Raw genomic sequence first — 18,958 nt, forward strand, 5'->3', positions numbered from 1 at the left:
GTCTGCTGCGGTCGCCCCGCAGCCCCCGGTCGGACGGGCGTCCTCCGACCCGCCGGCCCCACCGGAACTACCCCGTCAGAAGAACACCGACCTTCGCTGCACCAGCAACTTGTACAGCGTGTGCTGGATCTGTTCCCTCACCTGGTCCGTCAGGTTGAACATCAGCATCGGGTCCTCGGCGGCCTCCGGCGGATAGCCGTCCGTCGGGATCGGCTCACCGAACTGGATCGTCCACTTGGTCGGGAGCGGGACCGCGCCCAGCGGGCCGAGCCAGGGGAACGTCGGCGTCAACGGGAAGTACGGGAAGCCCAGGAGACGCGCCAGGGTCTTCGCGTTGCCGATCATCGGGTAGATCTCCTCCGCGCCCACGATCGAGCACGGGATGATCGGGGTGCGCTGGCGCAGGGCCGTGGAGACGAAGCCGCCCCGGCCGAAGCGCTGGAGCTTGTAGCGCTCGCTGAAGGGCTTGCCGATGCCCTTGAAGCCCTCCGGCATCACACCGACCAGTTCACCGCGCCCCAGCAGCCGCTCGGCGTCCTCGGCGCAGGCGAGGGTGTGACCTGCCTTGCGGGCGAGTTCGTTGACCACCGGCAGCATGAAGACCAGGTCCGCCGCCAGCAGCCGCAGATGCCGGTTCGCGGGGTGGTGGTCGTGGACGGCGACCTGCATCATCAGGCCGTCCAGCGGGAGGGTGCCCGAGTGGTTGGCGACGATCAGCGCCCCGCCCTCGGCAGGGATGTTCTCGACGCCCTTCACCTCGACCCGGAAGTACTTCTCGTACACCGGCCGCAGCAGGGACATCAGGACCTGGTCGGTGAGTTCCTCGTCGTAGCCGAAGTCGTCGACCTCGTAGTCCCCGGTGAGCCGGCGGCGCAGGAAGTTCAGACCTCCCGCGATCCGCCGTTCCAGACCGCCCTCGTCGTGCGCCTGCTGCGGCGGCTGTTCCTCACGCGTCACAGAAACATCATCCTGCGCGGAAGCCGCGCTGGGCAGGGGCTGGACCTCACGGACCAGCGCGGGCTCGGGGCCCTTGCGCCGGCTCCCCGGGCTCCGGCGCCGCGCCGGCCGCTGTACGGCGCCTGCGCGGGACCGGTCGTCGTCGAACGGAATGACCTTGGCGTCCGCCATCGTTGATGCGCTCCTCAGTTGGCGCTCTGCGTCGGGGGGTGGCCGCTGCCCGCCAGGGGCGGCAGCGCGGCGATCCGGTCGACGGCCCCCGCGAGGGCCTCCGGCGGCAGCAGCCCGGGGCCCTGGCTGCGCGCGAAGTCCGCGAAGGTCTCCGCCGTCGTGTACTTCGGCCGGAATCCGAGCGTCTCGCGCATCTGGACCGTCGACACGACCCGGCCGTGGGTCAGCAGCCGGATCTGCTCGGGCGAGAAGTCCGTCATTCCCAGAGTACGCACCAGCGACCCGGCCCAGGTGACGGCCGGCAGCAGCAGGGGCACGGTGGGCCGGCCAAGCCGCCGGGAACACTGCGACAGCAGCAGGACCCCGTCGCCCGCGATGTTGAAGGTGCCGCTGTTGAGCGTGCCCCGCTCCGGTTCGTGCGAGGCCATCCTGAGCACCTCGATCACGTCGTCCTCGTGCACGAACTGCAACCGCGGGTCGTACCCGAACACGGTCGGCAGCACCGGCAGCGCGAAGTACGAGGCGAGCGGGGTGTCCGCCGTCGGCCCCAGGATGTTGGCGAACCTGAGCACGCACACGGCCACGTCGGGGCGCCGCCGCGCGAAGCCGCGCACATACCCCTCGACCTCGACCGTGTCCTTGGCGAAGCCGCCGGAGGGCAGGGACTTGGGCGGGGTGGTCTCCGTGAACACGGCGGGATCGCGGGGCGCGGACCCATACACGTTCGTACTGGACTTCACCACCAGCCGCTGCACGTTCGGCGACTTCTGGCAGGCACCGAGCAGCTGCATGGTGCCGATGACGTTGGTCTCCTTGACCGTGGACCGGCTACCGCTGCCGAGCGCCATCGCCGTGACATCCAGGTGTACGACCGTGTCGGCGGCCGTCTCCGCGAGAATCCGCGCGATACCGGGCTGCCTGATGTCCGCCTGGATGAAGTCGGCACCGCCCAGATGGTGTTCCGGCGGCACCGCGTCCACGGCGATCACCCGGTCCACCTGCGGGTCACGCTGTATGCGTCGTACGAACCGGCCTCCCAGCTGTCGGGCCACTCCGGTGACGAGCACGACCTTTCCCAAGATCAGCGCCTTCCTTCCAGCCGTAGTCCAGCCTTGTACGGCTCCTGTACAGCCCCAGTCCTGTGCCGCGTTCCCCGTGTGCCGCCAACTTAGCGGTTCGATGTTGCGCTGTGATGACCGCCCACTGCGTGAGGTGACGACATCCAGCCCAACGCCACGTCCTGACACGCGTGTGGCCCCCCACCGGCATTGGGTGGGGGGCCACAATCACGCTTACGCGTCGTCGCCTACTTCTTGTTGCGACGCTGAACGCGCGTGCGCTTGAGCAGCTTGCGGTGCTTCTTCTTGGCCATCCGCTTGCGCCGCTTCTTGATAACAGAGCCCACGACTACCCTCGCTCACTTCTCATCACTCGGTGCTGGGCGCCATGGGCCCATACGACCTACGAGGGGCTAGCCTACCCGCCCGAGCGCTGAGGTCGTAATCGAGGTGAACCGGGGAGATCCGGCAGGGGCCACGAGTGCCCTGAGACCCCTTGGGAACCTCCCCGAGTCCGGTCGTCGTCAGGCCGTCTCCACCCCCACATAGCTCTCGCGGAGGTACTCGTGAACCGCGTTCTCGGGGACACGGAAGGACCGTCCCACCCTGATCGCGGGCAGATGACCGCTGTGCACCAAGCGGTACACGGTCATCTTCGACACTCGCATCACCGAGGCGACTTCCGCCACGGTAAGGAACTGAACCTCACTCAGAGGCCTCTGTTCAGCAGCCATGACACACCTGAACCTTCCGCACTCGACGGCCACCGGCTTCCCCTTCCGGTGACTCTTCGTCGCTGCGTGCTCACTCCCCAATGTAGGGGCGGGTGATGCAAGTGGGGAAGAGGTGCACCCATCGGCGGCCTACTGTGACAGACACGCTCGATTGAGTACGTAGCGGGTCAGCGGCCGGTAGTAATCAGACCGCACAGCGTCATCAAGTGGAACGACGACGGACACGGCCCCCTCGGCCTCCCCCACAAAGAGCGCGGGGTCGTCCGTATCCGCGAGCCCAATGGCCTCAAACCCCAGCTGACCTGCTCCGCAGACCCATCCGTGATCCCCGATCACGAGCTCGGGGGTCGGTCCGCCGCCCTCCGCCGCGGCCGCCAGCGCGGTACGAACCGGGAGCGGTGAATGCGTGTGTGCGCCCGGCTCACAACCGGAGCTCTCCGCCTCCCGTCGCCGCACGAGCGCGACTCCTCGTACGTACTGAAGGTTGTACGTACGTAGACCGAACCGGGTCGTTATGTCGACACAGCGACCATACGCAGGGGTGAGGACGGCACATCCCGCCGCCGAGAGGGCGTCCGCGAGGGCGGCGTAGAACCCGAGCAGTCGGTGCGGATGACCGGTGCCGAGAAGCACGGCCCCGCCGCGCTGGGCAACTGCCGCGAGCCGCTCCGCGAAGGCGTCGAGCGCGGCGAGCGTCCGTTCAGGATCGATCACATCGCGGCCCGTTCTATGCCGAGGATTGCCCGAAACACCGCACTTGTCAGCCATGAGACCGATCAGATCCCGCTCATTCCAGGACCATTCGGGATCAATTCCGATCAGCACCCTCGGATCCCGGGCCGCGAACAACCGATAGCTCCGCAGACTCTCCTCCCGGGAGGTGGCCACGGGCCCGGCCAGACGAGCGGCCAGCAGATGGGCGCGGAGGGCGCCGGTGCTCAACACGGGAGCGATGGTGGCGGATGCAGGGGTGGGGAGGGGACGGGAACAGGAAAACACCGCACAGTCGGAGTAACCGGGCCGTGCGCCCTACGCCAGCAACCCCCGCAACGGAAACACCGCCCGCCGAGTGGCCAGCACCGCCTGATCAAGCCGGTCCGCGGGGTCGTACCCCGCATCCCACTCCGCGTAGGACACCGGCCACCGCCCGTCCGTCATCCGGGCCGGCGCCAACTGCCGGGTCCGGGCGAACACTTCCTGCCGCCACCCCTCGGGAATCATCGCCTCGGGCTCGATGGCCCGCCCCGCGGCGATCCCCACCAGATGCGTCCAGGACCGGGGCACGACATCCACCACGGCGTACCCCCCGCCCCCGAGCGCGATCCACTTCCCCCCGGCGTACTCGTGCGCCAGCTCATGACAGGCGACCTGCACCGCCCGCTGCGCGTCCAACGACACCGCGAGATGAGCCAGCGGATCCTCGAAGTGCGTATCGGCCCCGTGCTGCGTCACCAGCACATCGGGCCGAAAGTCGGCGATGAGCTCCGGCACCACGGCGTGGAACGCCCGCAACCACCCCGCGTCCCCCGTCCCGGCCGGCAGCGCCACGTTCACGGCGCTGCCCTCGGCCGAGTCCGCCCCCGTCTCCTCCGGCCACCCGGTCTGCGGAAAGAGCGTCCGGGGATGCTCGTGCAACGAGATCGTCAGCACCCGCGGATCCTCCCAGAACGCCGCCTGCACCCCGTCCCCGTGATGCACGTCGACATCCACATAGGCGACCCGCCGGGCCCCCAGCTCCAGCAGCCGCGCGATGGCGAGCGAGGCGTCGTTGTAGATGCAGAACCCGGACGCTCCCCCCGGCATCGCATGGTGCAGCCCCCCCGCGAAGTTCACCGCGTGCAACGCGTCCCCCCGCCACACGGCCTCCGCCGCTCCCACCGACTGCCCGGCGATCAGCGCGGACACCTCGTGCATCCGCTCGAAGGCCGGATCGTCCATCGTCCCCAGCCCGTACGACTGGTCGGCCGCCCCCGGGTCCACGGAGGCCGCCTTCACGGCCTCGACGTAGTCCTCCCGGTGCACGAGCCGCAACGTCGACTCGCCCGCCGCCTTCGCGGCCACGACCTCCACGTCCCGGTCCAGCCCGAAGGCGTCCACCAGTCGCCGGGTCAGGTCGAGCCGGACCGGGTCCATCGGATGGTCCGGACCGAAGTCATAGCCCGTTACTGCCTCGTCCCACATCAGCTGTGCGCGGCCGCTCATGCCCGCCACCGTATCGGTCCTGTTGAGCCGCGAACGACTTGGCGTACACCAGCGTCACCAGCACCAACACCATCGGCACGAGCATGGCCCCGCGATAGCTCCACGCGTCCCCCAAGGCCCCCACCAACGGCGAACCGATCAGAAACCCGACGTAGTTGAAGACGTTCAGCCGAGCGACCGCCGCATCCGACGCTCCCGGGAACAACCGCCCGGCCGCGGCAAAGGTCTGCGGCACCAGCACACACAACCCCAGCCCCAGCAGCGTGAACCCCAGCATCCCCACCGACGGCCCGGGCGCCACGGCCACCACCGCGAACCCCCCGGCCGCCACCAGCGCCCCCGCCCGTACGACCGTCGCCGCCCCGAACCGCCGTACCCCGAAGTCCCCGATGGCCCGCCCCAGCAGGGTCGTCACCATGTAGACGTTGTACGGCACGGTCGCCAGCTGCTCACTGCTCCCGAGCACGTCCTGGAGGTACTTCGCACTCCAGTTGGAGACGGTGGAGTCCCCGATGTAGGCGAAGGTCATCACCAGACACAGCGGCAGCAGCAGCTTGAAGACGACCCCGTCCCCGCCCTGTGTCTGCTCCTCCAGGGCAGCGCCGTCCCCGTCGACGTACCACCGGCTCCCCACCAGGCACAGCGGCGCCAGCACCACCACGACCGGCAGGTAGGACACGAACAGCGCCAGATGCCAGTGCGCCCCGACCCAGGCGAGCGAGGCCCCCACGATCCCGCCGAGACTGAACACCGCGTGAAAGCTCAGCATGATGCTGCGCCCGTACGACCGCTGCAGGCTCACCCCGAGCATGTTCATGGACGCGTCGAGCATGCCGACGGCGAGCCCGAAGGCGGCGAGCGAGACCCCGAGTTCGACCGTCGAGTTCCCGGCCCCCACCCCGAGCAGCGCCAGGAGCACGACGGGCTGGGCAACCCGCAGCAGCCGACTGGGCCGTATTCGCTTCACCAGGTGCTCGGTCGAGACACTCCCGACCCCGGCGAGGATCGGCACGGCAGCCAGGAACGCCGGCAGCAGGGCGTCGGACACCCCGTACCGGTCCTGGATGGCGGGGATCCGCGTCACCAGCAGAGCGAAGGCGACACCTTGCGCGAAGAAACTGAACGCCAGCGAGGCCCTACCGCGCCGCAGCACATCTGTCATGGCGGCGAGCGTAGGGCCCCGACGTACTCGTGGGTAGATCCAGCCAAAGATGAGTTTCCCTCAGCTTTATCGGGCGAGGGCGACCTCGGGCCTCGCGGGGGCGCAGGTCTTCGTCTCGGCGATCAGCATCCGGGCCATCGGGCCGGCCCCGATCGCCCCGCTGACCAGGAAGGCCACCGCCATCGACACGACCATGACCACGGACCCGAGCCACACCATCGTGTCCACCGGCAGCGTGTACGCCCCCACGACCCGCAGCACGCACTCCGTCAGCAGGACGACACCCCACACCACGGAGAACCGCCGCTCGGCCCGCCGGAAGTCCGCCGACCCGGCCAGGAGCCGTCCCCAGGCGGCCTCCCGCTCCGCGATCCCCTTCACCAGCCAGGGCTTCATGCCCGCGGTCATCATCGGCCTCCCCAGCGCGACGGAGACGAGGACGCCGATCCCGATCACACTGCTGACCCCGCTGTCCTTGGCGAGCATCAGCCGCGGGTCGCCGGCCACGAAGCTGAGGAGCAGCCCCGCGATGTTGACGACAAGGATGAGGGCGGCGAGACCGTTGACCGTCCGCTCCTTCACCACACTCCAGCCGGTCCGCACGGCCGGCACGACACTGCTGAGGCCCAGCGCCATCAGCGTGCTCATCCCGAGCCCGTCCTTGAGCAGGTAGTACGCCCCGATCGGCACAGCCACGTCCACGATCAGGGGAGCCAGGTTCGCGCGCTTCGAGTTCGTCTTCGTCGTCATGCCCTCAGCTTCTCGTCCGGCGAGGGGGTGCCAGTAGAAACGATCGTCCGGACCTCGGCATGACAAATGTCAGACGAGCAGGTCCGCCAACTCACCCATGTCGGAGAAGAGTTGCGTCGCCCCCGCCAGTTTGGCGGCGGGCGTCATGGCGGTGAACCCACAGACGGCCATCCCGGCCGCGACAGCCGCCTGTACCCCGAGCGGGCTGTCCTCGACCACCACACACCGCCCGGGCTGGACCCCCATCCGCTCGGCGGCATGGAGAAACAGGTCCGGCGCCGGCTTCCCCCGCCCCACATCCTGCGAACTGAAGATCCGCTCGTCCTCGAACCACCGGTCGAGCCCGGTCGCCCGATGCCCCACCCGGATCCGCTCATGACTCCCGGAGGACGCGACACAGTACGGCACCCCGTCCGCCGTCAGCTTCTCCAGTACGCCGGTCACGCCGGCCACGGCCTTCAACTCCCGCTCGAACGCGGCGAAGACCCTGGCATGGAAGACGTCGTCGAAGTCCTCCGGCAGCCGCCGCCCGGTCCGCTCCAGGACGAGATCGTGAATCCGGTGCATGGCGGAGCCCATGTAGTCCCGGATCGAGTCCTCGTAGGAGGTCGGGTGCCCGAGCTCCGTCAGATAGGCGGCGAGATGCCGGTTGGAGATCGGCTCACTGTCGACGAGCACGCCGTCGTTGTCGAAGATGACGAGGTCATAGCGCATGCTGTTGACCATAAACGCAGAAAGGCCCACACCATAAGGTGTGGGCCTTTCCACTCTAAAAGGAGTTCGGCGGTGTCCTACTCTCCCACAGGGTCCCCCCTGCAGTACCATCGGCGCTGTAAGGCTTAGCTTCCGGGTTCGGAATGTAACCGGGCGTTTCCCTCACGCTATGACCACCGAAACACTATGAAGTTCGACCGGAAAAAGACACAGTCGTTGCCTCAGAACTAACACAGTGGACGCGAGCAACTGAGGACAAGCCCTCGGCCTATTAGTACCGGTCACCTCCACCCATTACTGGGCTTCCAGATCCGGCCTATCAACCCAGTCGTCTACTGGGAGCCTTAACCCCTCAAGGGGGTGGGAGTCCTCATCTCGAAGCAGGCTTCCCGCTTAGATGCTTTCAGCGGTTATCCCTCCCGAACGTAGCCAACCAGCCATGCCCTTGGCAGGACAACTGGCACACCAGAGGTTCGTCCGTCCCGGTCCTCTCGTACTAGGGACAGCCCTTCTCAAGACTCCTACGCGCACAGCGGATAGGGACCGAACTGTCTCACGACGTTCTAAACCCAGCTCGCGTACCGCTTTAATGGGCGAACAGCCCAACCCTTGGGACCGACTCCAGCCCCAGGATGCGACGAGCCGACATCGAGGTGCCAAACCATCCCGTCGATATGGACTCTTGGGGAAGATCAGCCTGTTATCCCCGGGGTACCTTTTATCCGTTGAGCGACGGCGCTTCCACAAGCCACCGCCGGATCACTAGTCCCGACTTTCGTCCCTGCTCGACCCGTCGGTCTCACAGTCAAGCTCCCTTGTGCACTTACACTCAACACCTGATTACCAACCAGGCTGAGGGAACCTTTGGGCGCCTCCGTTACTCTTTAGGAGGCAACCGCCCCAGTTAAACTACCCATCAGACACTGTCCCTGATCCGGATCACGGACCCAGGTTAGACATCCAGCACGACCAGACTGGTATTTCAACGACGACTCCCCCTGAACTGGCGTCCAGAGTTCACAGTCTCCCAGCTATCCTACACAAGCCGAACCGAACACCAATATCAAACTGTAGTAAAGGTCCCGGGGTCTTTCCGTCCTGCTGCGCGAAACGAGCATCTTTACTCGTAGTGCAATTTCACCGGGCCTATGGTTGAGACAGTCGAGAAGTCGTTACGCCATTCGTGCAGGTCGGAACTTACCCGACAAGGAATTTCGCTACCTTAGGATGGTTATAGTTACCACCGCCGTTTACTGGCGCTTAAGTTCTCAGCTTCGCCACACCGAAATGTGACTAACCGGTCCCCTTAACGTTCCAGCACCGGGCAGGCGTCAGTCCGTATACATCGCCTTACGGCTTCGCACGGACCTGTGTTTTTAGTAAACAGTCGCTTCTCGCTGGTCTCTGCGGCCACCCCCAGCTCACCGTGTAAAACGGATCACCGGTGATGGCCCCCCTTCTCCCGAAGTTACGGGGGCATTTTGCCGAGTTCCTTAACCATAGTTCACCCGAACGCCTCGGTATTCTCTACCTGACCACCTGAGTCGGTTTAGGGTACGGGCCGCCATGAAACTCGCTAGAGGCTTTTCTCGACAGCATAGGATCATCCACTTCACCACAATCGGCTCGGCATCAGGTCTCAGCCTCATGTGCGACGGATTTACCTATCACACGGCCTACACCCTTACCCCGGGACAACCACCGCCCGGGCTGGACTACCTTCCTGCGTCACCCCATCACTCACCTACTACCACCTTGGATCAGCGGCTCCACCACTTTCCTTTCCCCGAAGGGTCCGGAACGGCTTCACGGCCTTAGCATCAATGGGTTCGATGTTTGACGCTTCACAGCGGGTACCGGAATATCAACCGGTTATCCATCGACTACGCCTGTCGGCCTCGCCTTAGGTCCCGACTTACCCTGGGCAGATCAGCTTGACCCAGGAACCCTTAGTCAATCGGCGCACACGTTTCCCACGTGTGTATCGCTACTCATGCCTGCATTCTCACTCGTGAACCGTCCACCACTAGCTTCCGCTGCAGCTTCACCCGGCACACGACGCTCCCCTACCCATCACAGCCGCCGTTGGGCGTATTGCTGCAATGACACGACTTCGGCGGTACGCTTGAGCCCCGCTACATTGTCGGCGCGGAATCACTAGACCAGTGAGCTATTACGCACTCTTTCAAGGGTGGCTGCTTCTAAGCCAACCTCCTGGTTGTCTCTGCGACTCCACATCCTTTCCCACTTAGCGTACGCTTAGGGGCCTTAGTCGATGCTCTGGGCTGTTTCCCTCTCGACCATGGAGCTTATCCCCCACAGTCTCACTGCCGCGCTCTCACTTACCGGCATTCGGAGTTTGGCTAAGGTCAGTAACCCGGTAGGGCCCATCGCCTATCCAGTGCTCTACCTCCGGCAAGAAACACACGACGCTGCACCTAAATGCATTTCGGGGAGAACCAGCTATCACGGAGTTTGATTGGCCTTTCACCCCTAACCACAGGTCATCCCCCAGGTTTTCAACCCTGGTGGGTTCGGTCCTCCACGAAGTCTTACCTCCGCTTCAACCTGCCCATGGCTAGATCACTCCGCTTCGGGTCTTGAGCGTGCTACTGAAACGCCCTATTAGGACTCGCTTTCGCTACGGCTACCCCACCCGGGTTAACCTCGCAACACACCGCAAACTCGCAGGCTCATTCTTCAAAAGGCACGCAGTCACGACGCATTGAGTAAACTCAATGCGCGACGCTCCCACGGCTTGTAGGCACACGGTTTCAGGTACTATTTCACTCCGCTCCCGCGGTACTTTTCACCATTCCCTCACGGTACTATCCGCTATCGGTCACCAGGGAATATTTAGGCTTAGCGGGTGGTCCCGCCAGATTCACACGGGATTTCTCGGGCCCCGTGCTACTTGGGTGTCTCTCAAACGAGCCGCTGATGTTTCGACTACGGGGGTCTTACCCTCTACGCCGGACCTTTCGCATGTCCTTCGCCTACATCAACGGTTTCTGACTCGTCTCACAGCCGGCAGACTGTGAAAGAGAGATCCCACAACCCCGAATGCGCAACCCCTGCCGGGTCTCACACGCATACGGTTTGGCCTCATCCGGTTTCGCTCGCCACTACTCCCGGAATCACGGTTGTTTTCTCTTCCTGCGGGTACTGAGATGTTTCACTTCCCCGCGTTCCCTCCACATACCCTATGTGTTCAGGTATGGGTGACAGCCCATGACGACTGCCGGGTTTCCCCATTCGGAAACCCCCGGATCAAAGCCTGGTTGACGACTCCCCGGGGACTATCGTGGCCTCCCACGTCCTTCATCGGTTCCTGGTGCCAAGGCATCCACCGTGCGCCCTTAAAAACTTGGCCACAGATGCTCGCGTCCACTGTGCAGTTCTCAAACAACGACCAGCCACCCATCACCCCGCCCTCACAGGCGAGTTCACTGGGGCCGGCATCGAGGGCGTTCATTCCCTCAGACACCCAACAGCGTGCCCGACACCTCCGCCACTCGTGATCAGCTTTCCACGCTCCGAAGAGCAGTACTGGCAGCCCGAGATGACTGAAAATGCCGAATAATCAACGTTCCACCCATGAGCAACCAGCATCGGACGTACGCCGATGTACTGGCCCTGGACCACCAAGCAAGCTTGGCGGCCTAGATGCTCCTTAGAAAGGAGGTGATCCAGCCGCACCTTCCGGTACGGCTACCTTGTTACGACTTCGTCCCAATCGCCAGTCCCACCTTCGACAGCTCCCTCCCCACAAGGGGGTTGGGCCACCGGCTTCGGGTGTTACCGACTTTCGTGACGTGACGGGCGGTGTGTACAAGGCCCGGGAACGTATTCACCGCAGCAATGCTGATCTGCGATTACTAGCAACTCCGACTTCATGGGGTCGAGTTGCAGACCCCAATCCGAACTGAGACAGGCTTTTTGAGATTCGCTCCACCTCGCGGTATCGCAGCTCATTGTACCTGCCATTGTAGCACGTGTGCAGCCCAAGACATAAGGGGCATGATGACTTGACGTCGTCCCCACCTTCCTCCGAGTTGACCCCGGCGGTCTCCTGTGAGTCCCCATCACCCCGAAGGGCATGCTGGCAACACAGGACAAGGGTTGCGCTCGTTGCGGGACTTAACCCAACATCTCACGACACGAGCTGACGACAGCCATGCACCACCTGTACACCGACCACAAGGGGGGCACCATCTCTGATGCTTTCCGGCGTATGTCAAGCCTTGGTAAGGTTCTTCGCGTTGCGTCGAATTAAGCCACATGCTCCGCTGCTTGTGCGGGCCCCCGTCAATTCCTTTGAGTTTTAGCCTTGCGGCCGTACTCCCCAGGCGGGGAACTTAATGCGTTAGCTGCGGCACCGACGACGTGGAATGTCGCCAACACCTAGTTCCCACCGTTTACGGCGTGGACTACCAGGGTATCTAATCCTGTTCGCTCCCCACGCTTTCGCTCCTCAGCGTCAGTAATGGCCCAGAGATCCGCCTTCGCCACCGGTGTTCCTCCTGATATCTGCGCATTTCACCGCTACACCAGGAATTCCGATCTCCCCTACCACACTCTAGCTAGCCCGTATCGAATGCAGACCCGGGGTTAAGCCCCGGGCTTTCACACCCGACGTGACAAGCCGCCTACGAGCTCTTTACGCCCAATAATTCCGGACAACGCTTGCGCCCTACGTATTACCGCGGCTGCTGGCACGTAGTTAGCCGGCGCTTCTTCTGCAGGTACCGTCACTTTCGCTTCTTCCCTGCTGAAAGAGGTTTACAACCCGAAGGCCGTCATCCCTCACGCGGCGTCGCTGCATCAGGCTTTCGCCCATTGTGCAATATTCCCCACTGCTGCCTCCCGTAGGAGTCTGGGCCGTGTCTCAGTCCCAGTGTGGCCGGTCGCCCTCTCAGGCCGGCTACCCGTCGTCGCCTTGGTGAGCCATTACCTCACCAACAAGCTGATAGGCCGCGGGCTCATCCTTCACCGCCGGAGCTTTCAACCACCACCCATGCGAGTGGCAGTGATATCCGGTATTAGACCCCGTTTCCAGGGCTTGTCCCAGAGTGAAGGGCAGATTGCCCACGTGTTACTCACCCGTTCGCCACTAATCCCCACCGAAGTGGTTCATCGTTCGACTTGCATGTGTTAAGCACGCCGCCAGCGTTCGTCCTGAGCCAGGATCAAACTCTCCGTGAATGTTTACCCGTAATCGGGTGCACACACACGAGAGCGGAACAACCACCGGAATAAGGCGGTCGTTCACAGCGTCCTCGCTGTGTTTATTTCAAAGGAACCTCGTCCCAGCAGATGCTGGAGACGGGGTATCAACATATCTGGCGTTGATTTTTGGCACGCTGTTGAGTTCTCAAGGAACGGACGCTTCCTTTGTACTCACCCTCTCGGGCTTTCCTCCGGGCTTTTCCCTTCGGTCTTGCGTTTCCGACTCTATCAGACCGTTTCCGGTTCCGATTTCCTCGGTGCTTTCCAGGTTCCCGCTCTCGCGTTTCCCTTTCCGGCGACTCCGACTCTATCAGATCCTTTCGGGCCTGATTCCCAGTCAGGGGGCTTGTCTTCCCAGCCGTTGGGCCGTTCCGACGAGTGAGACTTTAGCGGATTCCCGGCTCCCGAGCTAATCGGGGGCCAGCGTCCTTTCGAACGTGGATTCCTCATTTCGCGAATACACACGCCAATACAGCGACGGCAGACAGAGCGACTGTCGTCGTTTGTTGGTTGGTACCTGCGGAATGGCTGTCCGGGGACCGACCGGGGTCGGCGCTCACGTCGGACAACTCGGAGAACACTACGTACCGGGCTGGGGAGTGTCAACTCAGGTCCGGACGGGCTCGTGGAGGCGTAGTCTGGCCCGCATGACAACGCGTACGTGCACCCAGCAGTGGTGGGCCGCCTGACGGCGGCCGTAAGCACGTATGCACTCAACGGCCGCCTTCTCGGCGGCCGTTCGCGTATCTCCCTCCAGGACTCCTGAGGGCCGGCCGGCCGGGGACGGCGGTCTCGACCAGGAGGTGGAGAGATGACGCGGGTTTTCAGCGGGGTCAAGCCGACGGGGCATCTGACGCTGGGGAACTACCTGGGAGCCATGCGGCAGTGGGCCGCGGTCGACCAGCACCGGGCGGAGTCGCTGTTCTGCATCGTCGACCTGCACGCCCTGACCGTCGACCATGATCCGGCGCGGGTGCGCCGACTGAGTCGGCAGGCGGCGACGCTGTTGCTCGCTTCGGGGCTGGATCCCGAGTTGTGCACCGTGTTCGTGCAGAGTCATGTGGACGAGCACGCGCGGCTGTCGTACGTGCTGGAGTGCGTGGCCACGGACGGCGAGATGCGGCGCATGATCCAGTACAAGGAGAAGGCCGCTCGGGAGCGGGCGCGGGGCGGGAGTGTGCGGCTGTCGCTGCTCACCTATCCCGTGCTGATGGCGGCGGACATCCTGGCGTACGGGGCCGACGAGGTGCCGGTCGGGGACGACCAGGCTCAGCATGTGGAGCTGACCCGGGATCTGGCGGTGCGATTCAACCAGCGGTACGGCTACACGTTCACGGTGCCCCGGGCCACCGTGCCGAACGTGGGCGCGCGGGTGATGAACCTCCAGGAGCCGCTGTCGAAGATGGGGAAGTCCGACGACTCCGGGCCGGGGATCGTCTATCTGCTCGACGAGCCGGATGTCGTGCGGAGGAAGGTCATGCGGGCCGTGACCGACAGCGGGCGGGACGTCGTGTACGACAGGGAGGACCGGCCCGGGCCGGCGAACCTGTTGGAGATCCTCGCGTCCTGCACGGGTGGGAACCCATCGGAGCTGAGCGGTGTATATGAGTCGTACGGCGCCTTGAAGAAGGACACCGCCGAGGCCGTGGTCGAGGTCTTGAGGCCCGTGCAGGAGAGGCACAAGGAGTTGTGCGCGGATCCTGGCTATGTGGAGGGGGTGCTGCGGGATGGCGCGGAGAAGGCCAGGGCCATGGCCCGGCCGACCGTCGATGCCGCCTATCGCGCGATCGGGCTGCTACCGGCCGCTACGGGTATGGCGACCTCGGATACGGCGGCTGGGGATACCGACGTGGTCGACAGCGCTGTGGTGCTGAACGCTGCTCGGTAGGCGTCGCCGGTGAGGAGGGTGATGGGTGCGCGCGGGGGCGGCTCGCGGCTCCGCTTGGTGGCCACCTGGGGCGTGGTGGCCACGCGGGGTGTCCGCCCCCGGCCGGCGTCAGTCCTTCTTGCCGGAGGCCAGTGCGCGGCTGCGGTCCCGGGCGGCTTCGAGGGCGGCGATCAGGGCGGCTCGTACGCCGTGGTTCTCGAGTTCGCGGATGGCGTTGATGGTGGTGCCCGCGGGAGACGTGACGTTCTCGCGGAGCTTCACCGGGTGTTCGCCGCTGTCGCGGAGCATCGTGGCGGCGCCGATCGCGGACTGGACGATCAGGTCGTGGGCCTTGTCGCGGGGCAGGCCGAGCAGGATGCCGGCGTCGGTCATGGCTTCGACCAGGTAGAAGAAGTAGGCCGGTCCGGAGCCGGAAAGGGCGGTGCAGGCGTCCTGCTGGGACTCGGGGACGCGGAGCGTCTTGCCGACGGCGCCGAAGATCTCCTCGGTGTGGGCGAGGTGGTCGGCGGTGGCGTGGGTGCCGGCGGAGATGACGGACATGGCCTCGTCGACCAGGGCGGGCGTGTTGGTCATGACGCGGACGACCGGGGTGCCGGTGGCGAGGCGCTCCTCGAAGAAGGAGGTGGGGATGCCGGCGGCACCGCTGATGACCAGGCGGTCGGCCGGGACGTGCGGGGCGAGTTCGTCGAGGAGGGTGCCCATGTCCTGCGGTTTGACCGTGAGGATCAGGGTGTCTGCGGTCTTGGCGGCTTCCGGGTTGGTGACCGGGGCGACGCCGTAGCGGCTGCGGAGTTCCTCGGCTCGCTCGGGGCGGCGGGCGGTGACCAGGAGGTCGGCCGGGGCCCAGCCGGCGCGGATCATTCCGCTGAGCAGGGCTTCGCCGATCTTGCCGGTGCCGAGGACTGCGACTTTCTGGCTCATGCGGTTCAGTCTGGCACCGGGCCGGGACGGGCAGGGTGGGTGTCCGGTGGGCGGGACATGGGACCGGTGCCGGACTTGGGCAGTCCTACGCGGTCCTGCGCCTCAGTGTCGCCGCTCCCAGTCCCAGGACGAGCAGTGCGCAGCCCGCCACGATCAGCGCGTCGCGGACGAAGGCCGCTGTCATGTCCGTGTGTCGGAGGACCTCGTTCATTCCGTCGACGGCGTAGGACATGGGCAGGACGTCGGAGATGGTCTCCAGGACGGGGTGCATGTTGTCGCGGGGGGTGAAGAGACCGCAGAGGAGGAGTTGGGGGAAGATCACGGCCGGCATGAACTGGACGGCTTGGAACTCGGAGGCCGCGAAGGCCGAGACGAACAGGCCGAGGGCGGTGCCGAGCAGGGCGTCGAGCAGGGCGACCAGCAGCAGGAGCCAGGGGCTGCCGGTGACGTCGAGGCCGAGGATCCAGACGGCGAGGCCGGTGGCCAGGGCGGACTGGATGATCGCGAGGGCGCCGAAGGCGAGGGCGTAGCCGGCGATGAGGTCGCCTTTGCCGAGTGGCATGGCGAGGAGGCGTTCGAGGGTGCCGGAGGTGCGTTCGCGCAGGGTGGCGATGGAGGTGACCAGGAACATCGTGATCAGCGGGAAGATCCCGAGGAGGGAGGCGCCGATGCTGTCGAAGGTGCGCGGGCTGCCGTCGAAGACGTAGCGCAGCAGGAGCAGCATCACGCAGGGGATGAGGATCATCATCGCGATGGTGCGCGGGTCGTGGCGGAGCTGGCGCAGGACCCGGGTGGCGGTGGCGGTGGTGCGGGAAAGGCTGAGGGCGCTGCTGGGGGCGGGCGCGAGACGGGGCGTGGTGGTGGTGCTCATCGCGTGTGCTCCTTGGTGCGGCTTGCCTCGACGGCCTGGTCGACAAGGTGGAGGAAGGCGCTCTCGACGGTGTCCGTGCCGGTGCGGGTGCGGAGGGCTTCAGGGGTGTCGTCTGCGAGGATCTCGCCCTCGCGCATCAGGAGGAGGCGGTGGCAGCGCTCGGCCTCGTCCATGACGTGGGAGGAGATGAGGAGGGTGGCGCCGCGGCGGGCGGCGATGTCGTGGAAGAGGTTCCACAGGTCGCGTCGCAGGACGGGGTCGAGACCGACGGTGGGTTCGTCGAGGACGAGGAGTTCGGGGGTGCCGAGGAGGGCGACGGCGAGGGAGACCCGGCTGCGCTGGCCGCCGGAGAGGTTGCCGGCGAGGGAGTCGGCGTGGGTGGCGAGGTCGACGTCGTCGATGGCCCGGGTGACGTCGGTGCGGCGCCGTTCGGCGGCGGCGCGGCCGGGGGCGAGGATCGCGGCGAAGTAGTCGAGGTTCTGGCGGACGGTCAGGTCGTTGTAGACGGAGGGGGCCTGGGTGACGTAGCCGATGCGGGTGCGCAGGGTGGGGTGGCCCGCGGGTCGGCCGAGGACGTCGAGGGTGCCGGTGATGTTGGCCTGGGTGCCGACGATCGAGCGCATCAGGGTGGACTTGCCGCAGCCCGAGGGGCCGAGGAGGCCGGTGATCCGGCCGCGGGGGACGTCGAAGGCGAGGCCGCGCAGGACGGTGCGGGGGCCTCGGACGACGGTGAGGCCGTCGGCGTGGACGGCGGGGGTGGCCGGCTCTTGGTCCGTGCTGTCGGCAAGCGGCCCGGACTCTTTATTCATCATGCGATGAATAATGCTCTCGCGAGTCCGGGCCGTCAACCACGCGCGCGGCGGCGGCCGTGGAGGGGCGGGCCGCGGCGGGTCAGGCGTTGACCGCGACCAGCAGTTCGACGTCGTAGGTCTCCTCGACTGTCCCGTCGGGGAAGAGCTCCAGCAGGATCCGCCGCTCCTCGGTGAGGAAGATGTCCGCGTGGCCCTCACCCGCCACGAGGAACATCGAGTGGCTGCCGATGTTGGCGAGGTGGGTGTCGACGGGCACGTGACGGCTCCAGCGGACCACCCGGTGGGTGAAGTCGAGGCGGCCGCTGGGGTCGGCCAGGGCGGACCGGGCTCCGTTGCCGTTCACCTCGACGGTCGGGTGGGCGCCGTAGTCCTTGAAGTGCTCGGCGACCCGGTCGACCTGACCGGTGATCCACGGGATGTCGAGGGCGTAGGTGTTCCACCACAGGGCCAGCGCGCCGCCCGGCCGCAGCACGCGGCAGGCTTCCGGGACCGCGCGGGCCGGGTCGGTCCAGTGCCAGGACTGGGCGTAGGTGAGGAGATCGGCGGAGTCCGTGAGGAGGGGGAGGTCGTTGCCGTCGCCCCTGATGATCGGGATGCCGGGGTGGGTGCGACGGAACTGCTCGGCCATGCCGCTCCCGGGTTCGACCGCGACCATCTCGGCGCCTCGGGCATGCAGCAGCGCGGTCGCTATCCCGGTACCGGCCCCGACGTCGGCGACCCGGGCGCCGGTGAGGGTGCGCCCGGCGAGTTCCTCGATCGCGTCGAAGAGGGCGGGCGGATAGGAGGGGCGGTTGGCGGCGTACTGGGCGGCGGCGGAGTTGAAGGAGTGGGCTCGGGCGGTGTGGAAGGAAGCGGCCATGAGGCCATGGTGACCGGATGGGGATCAGGAGGCGGTGAGTTTCCGGTGAGGAAGCGCCGGAGAGGCGCCCCGGGGGGAAACCCGATGGCTCTCAGCGGCGGCGCTTCTTCTTCGAGGGGTTCCCGGTGCGGCGCGCACCGCGCTGCTCGTGCTCCCTGCGTGCGGCCTCGTACTCCTCCCGGTGCAGCTTCTCGCCGGGCGCCTCCGCGAGGGACCGGAAGAAGTACGCGAGGAGGGATCCGACGAACCCGATGGCCAGGAGGCCGCGGAGCGAGGCCTGGCGGTCCGGGTCGGGGCGGCCGCCGAAGCTGTCCCAGGTGTTGCGGAAGGCCAGCGCGCTGCAGATCGCGAACATCGCGATGACGAGGACGGTCACGAAGCTGCCGGTGTCGGCGATCTGGAGGCCCTCGTAGGCGAAGCGGAGGATCAGGCAGGAGGCGACGGCGGCGGCGAGGGAGCCCACGGCGGCGCCGACGCGGCGGAGGGCGTAGCCGTTGCCGTGGTCCACCCAGGTGGTGCCGAAGAAGCGGATCGGTTCGGGGCGGGGGCCGCCCGAGGGGGAGCCCGCGGGAATGTCCTGGGTGCCGGATTCGTCGCTCACGGGACGATTATGGCTCCGGGACGGGGGCG

General features: G+C 66.0%; 15 protein-coding genes and 3 rRNA genes. 1 reads left to right on the forward strand and 17 read right to left on the reverse strand.

All coding sequences use genetic code 11. The features are described 5' to 3' along the window. Positions 1-75: 75 nt before the first annotated feature. The 12 genes from RKD20_RS19285 to RKD20_RS19340 all read right to left on the reverse strand — a co-directional run bounded on the left by RKD20_RS19285 (position 76) and on the right by RKD20_RS19340 (position 12,953). On the reverse strand, positions 76-1,128 hold the full coding sequence (locus RKD20_RS19285) for a lysophospholipid acyltransferase family protein (protein ID WP_424878801.1): 1,053 nt from the start codon (positions 1,126-1,128) through the stop codon (positions 76-78). A 14-nt stretch (positions 1,129-1,142) separates the two neighbouring features. Then, entirely contained in the window at positions 1,143-2,207 is a 1,065-nt protein-coding gene (locus RKD20_RS19290) for an NAD-dependent epimerase/dehydratase family protein (protein WP_424878802.1), read from the reverse strand. A 227-nt stretch (positions 2,208-2,434) separates the two neighbouring features. Next, on the reverse strand, positions 2,435-2,533 hold the full coding sequence (locus RKD20_RS19295; protein WP_003948845.1) for a 30S ribosomal protein bS22: 99 nt from the start codon (positions 2,531-2,533) through the stop codon (positions 2,435-2,437). A 177-nt stretch (positions 2,534-2,710) separates the two neighbouring features. Next, positions 2,711-2,920: a helix-turn-helix domain-containing protein gene (locus tag RKD20_RS19300; protein ID WP_016437488.1), complete on the reverse strand. Its 210-nt coding sequence runs from the start codon at positions 2,918-2,920 to the stop codon at positions 2,711-2,713. Positions 2,921-3,049: 129 nt separating this feature from the next. Beyond that, positions 3,050-3,865, reverse strand: coding sequence for a phosphatase (locus tag RKD20_RS19305; protein WP_424878803.1), 816 nt, complete (start codon positions 3,863-3,865; stop codon positions 3,050-3,052). Between the two features lie 84 nt (positions 3,866-3,949). Beyond that, complete coding sequence (locus RKD20_RS19310) at positions 3,950-5,122, reverse strand: acetoin utilization protein AcuC (RefSeq protein WP_385995137.1); 1,173 nt, start codon at positions 5,120-5,122, stop codon at positions 3,950-3,952. Next, positions 5,073-6,284, reverse strand: a complete 1,212-nt coding sequence (locus RKD20_RS19315; RefSeq protein ID WP_424878804.1) for an MFS transporter — start codon at positions 6,282-6,284, stop codon at positions 5,073-5,075. The genes RKD20_RS19310 and RKD20_RS19315 overlap by 50 nt, the downstream gene beginning before the upstream one ends. 66 nt (positions 6,285-6,350) lie before the next feature. Further along, on the reverse strand, positions 6,351-7,034 hold the full coding sequence (locus tag RKD20_RS19320; protein WP_351990500.1) for a VC0807 family protein: 684 nt from the start codon (positions 7,032-7,034) through the stop codon (positions 6,351-6,353). Between the two features lie 69 nt (positions 7,035-7,103). Beyond that, complete coding sequence (locus RKD20_RS19325) at positions 7,104-7,748, reverse strand: HAD family hydrolase (RefSeq protein ID WP_424878805.1); 645 nt, start codon at positions 7,746-7,748, stop codon at positions 7,104-7,106. 64 nt (positions 7,749-7,812) lie between these two features. Then, positions 7,813-7,929 (reverse strand): 5S ribosomal RNA (rrf, locus tag RKD20_RS19330). Between the two features lie 70 nt (positions 7,930-7,999). After that, positions 8,000-11,121: ribosomal RNA gene (locus tag RKD20_RS19335) — 23S ribosomal RNA — on the reverse strand. A 304-nt stretch (positions 11,122-11,425) separates the two neighbouring features. After that, a 16S ribosomal RNA gene (locus RKD20_RS19340) occupies positions 11,426-12,953 on the reverse strand. Together the 16S, 23S and 5S rRNA genes form the textbook arrangement of a ribosomal RNA operon. Positions 12,954-13,788: 835 nt before the next feature. On the opposite strand from RKD20_RS19340, the gene trpS reads away from it, so the two are divergent. Then, on the forward strand, positions 13,789-14,865 hold the full coding sequence (gene trpS, locus RKD20_RS19345; protein WP_424878806.1) for a tryptophan--tRNA ligase: 1,077 nt from the start codon (positions 13,789-13,791) through the stop codon (positions 14,863-14,865). A 108-nt stretch (positions 14,866-14,973) separates the two neighbouring features. Here the strand turns inward: trpS and proC are convergent, their stop codons facing one another. The 5 genes from proC to RKD20_RS19370 form a co-directional block, all read right to left on the reverse strand. Beyond that, a complete protein-coding gene (gene proC / locus RKD20_RS19350) occupies positions 14,974-15,786 on the reverse strand; it encodes a pyrroline-5-carboxylate reductase (protein WP_398938234.1) in 813 nt (270 codons plus the stop codon). An 85-nt stretch (positions 15,787-15,871) separates the two neighbouring features. Continuing rightward, entirely contained in the window at positions 15,872-16,657 is a 786-nt protein-coding gene (locus RKD20_RS19355) for an ABC transporter permease (protein WP_424878807.1), read from the reverse strand. Further along, on the reverse strand, positions 16,654-17,469 hold the full coding sequence (locus RKD20_RS19360; protein ID WP_424878808.1) for an ABC transporter ATP-binding protein: 816 nt from the start codon (positions 17,467-17,469) through the stop codon (positions 16,654-16,656). Before RKD20_RS19360 ends, RKD20_RS19355 begins: the two co-directional genes overlap by 4 nt. 79 nt (positions 17,470-17,548) lie before the next feature. After that, positions 17,549-18,328 (reverse strand): class I SAM-dependent methyltransferase, encoded by a 780-nt coding sequence (locus RKD20_RS19365; protein WP_424878809.1) that lies wholly within the window; start codon positions 18,326-18,328, stop codon positions 17,549-17,551. Positions 18,329-18,419: 91 nt separating this feature from the next. Further along, positions 18,420-18,929: a hypothetical protein gene (locus tag RKD20_RS19370; RefSeq protein WP_020122522.1), complete on the reverse strand. Its 510-nt coding sequence runs from the start codon at positions 18,927-18,929 to the stop codon at positions 18,420-18,422. Between the last annotated feature and the right edge of the window lie 29 nt (positions 18,930-18,958).

The organism is Streptomyces sp. SLBN-8D4 (assembly GCF_049739545.1).
Classification (GTDB): domain Bacteria; phylum Actinomycetota; class Actinomycetes; order Streptomycetales; family Streptomycetaceae; genus Streptomyces; species Streptomyces canus_C.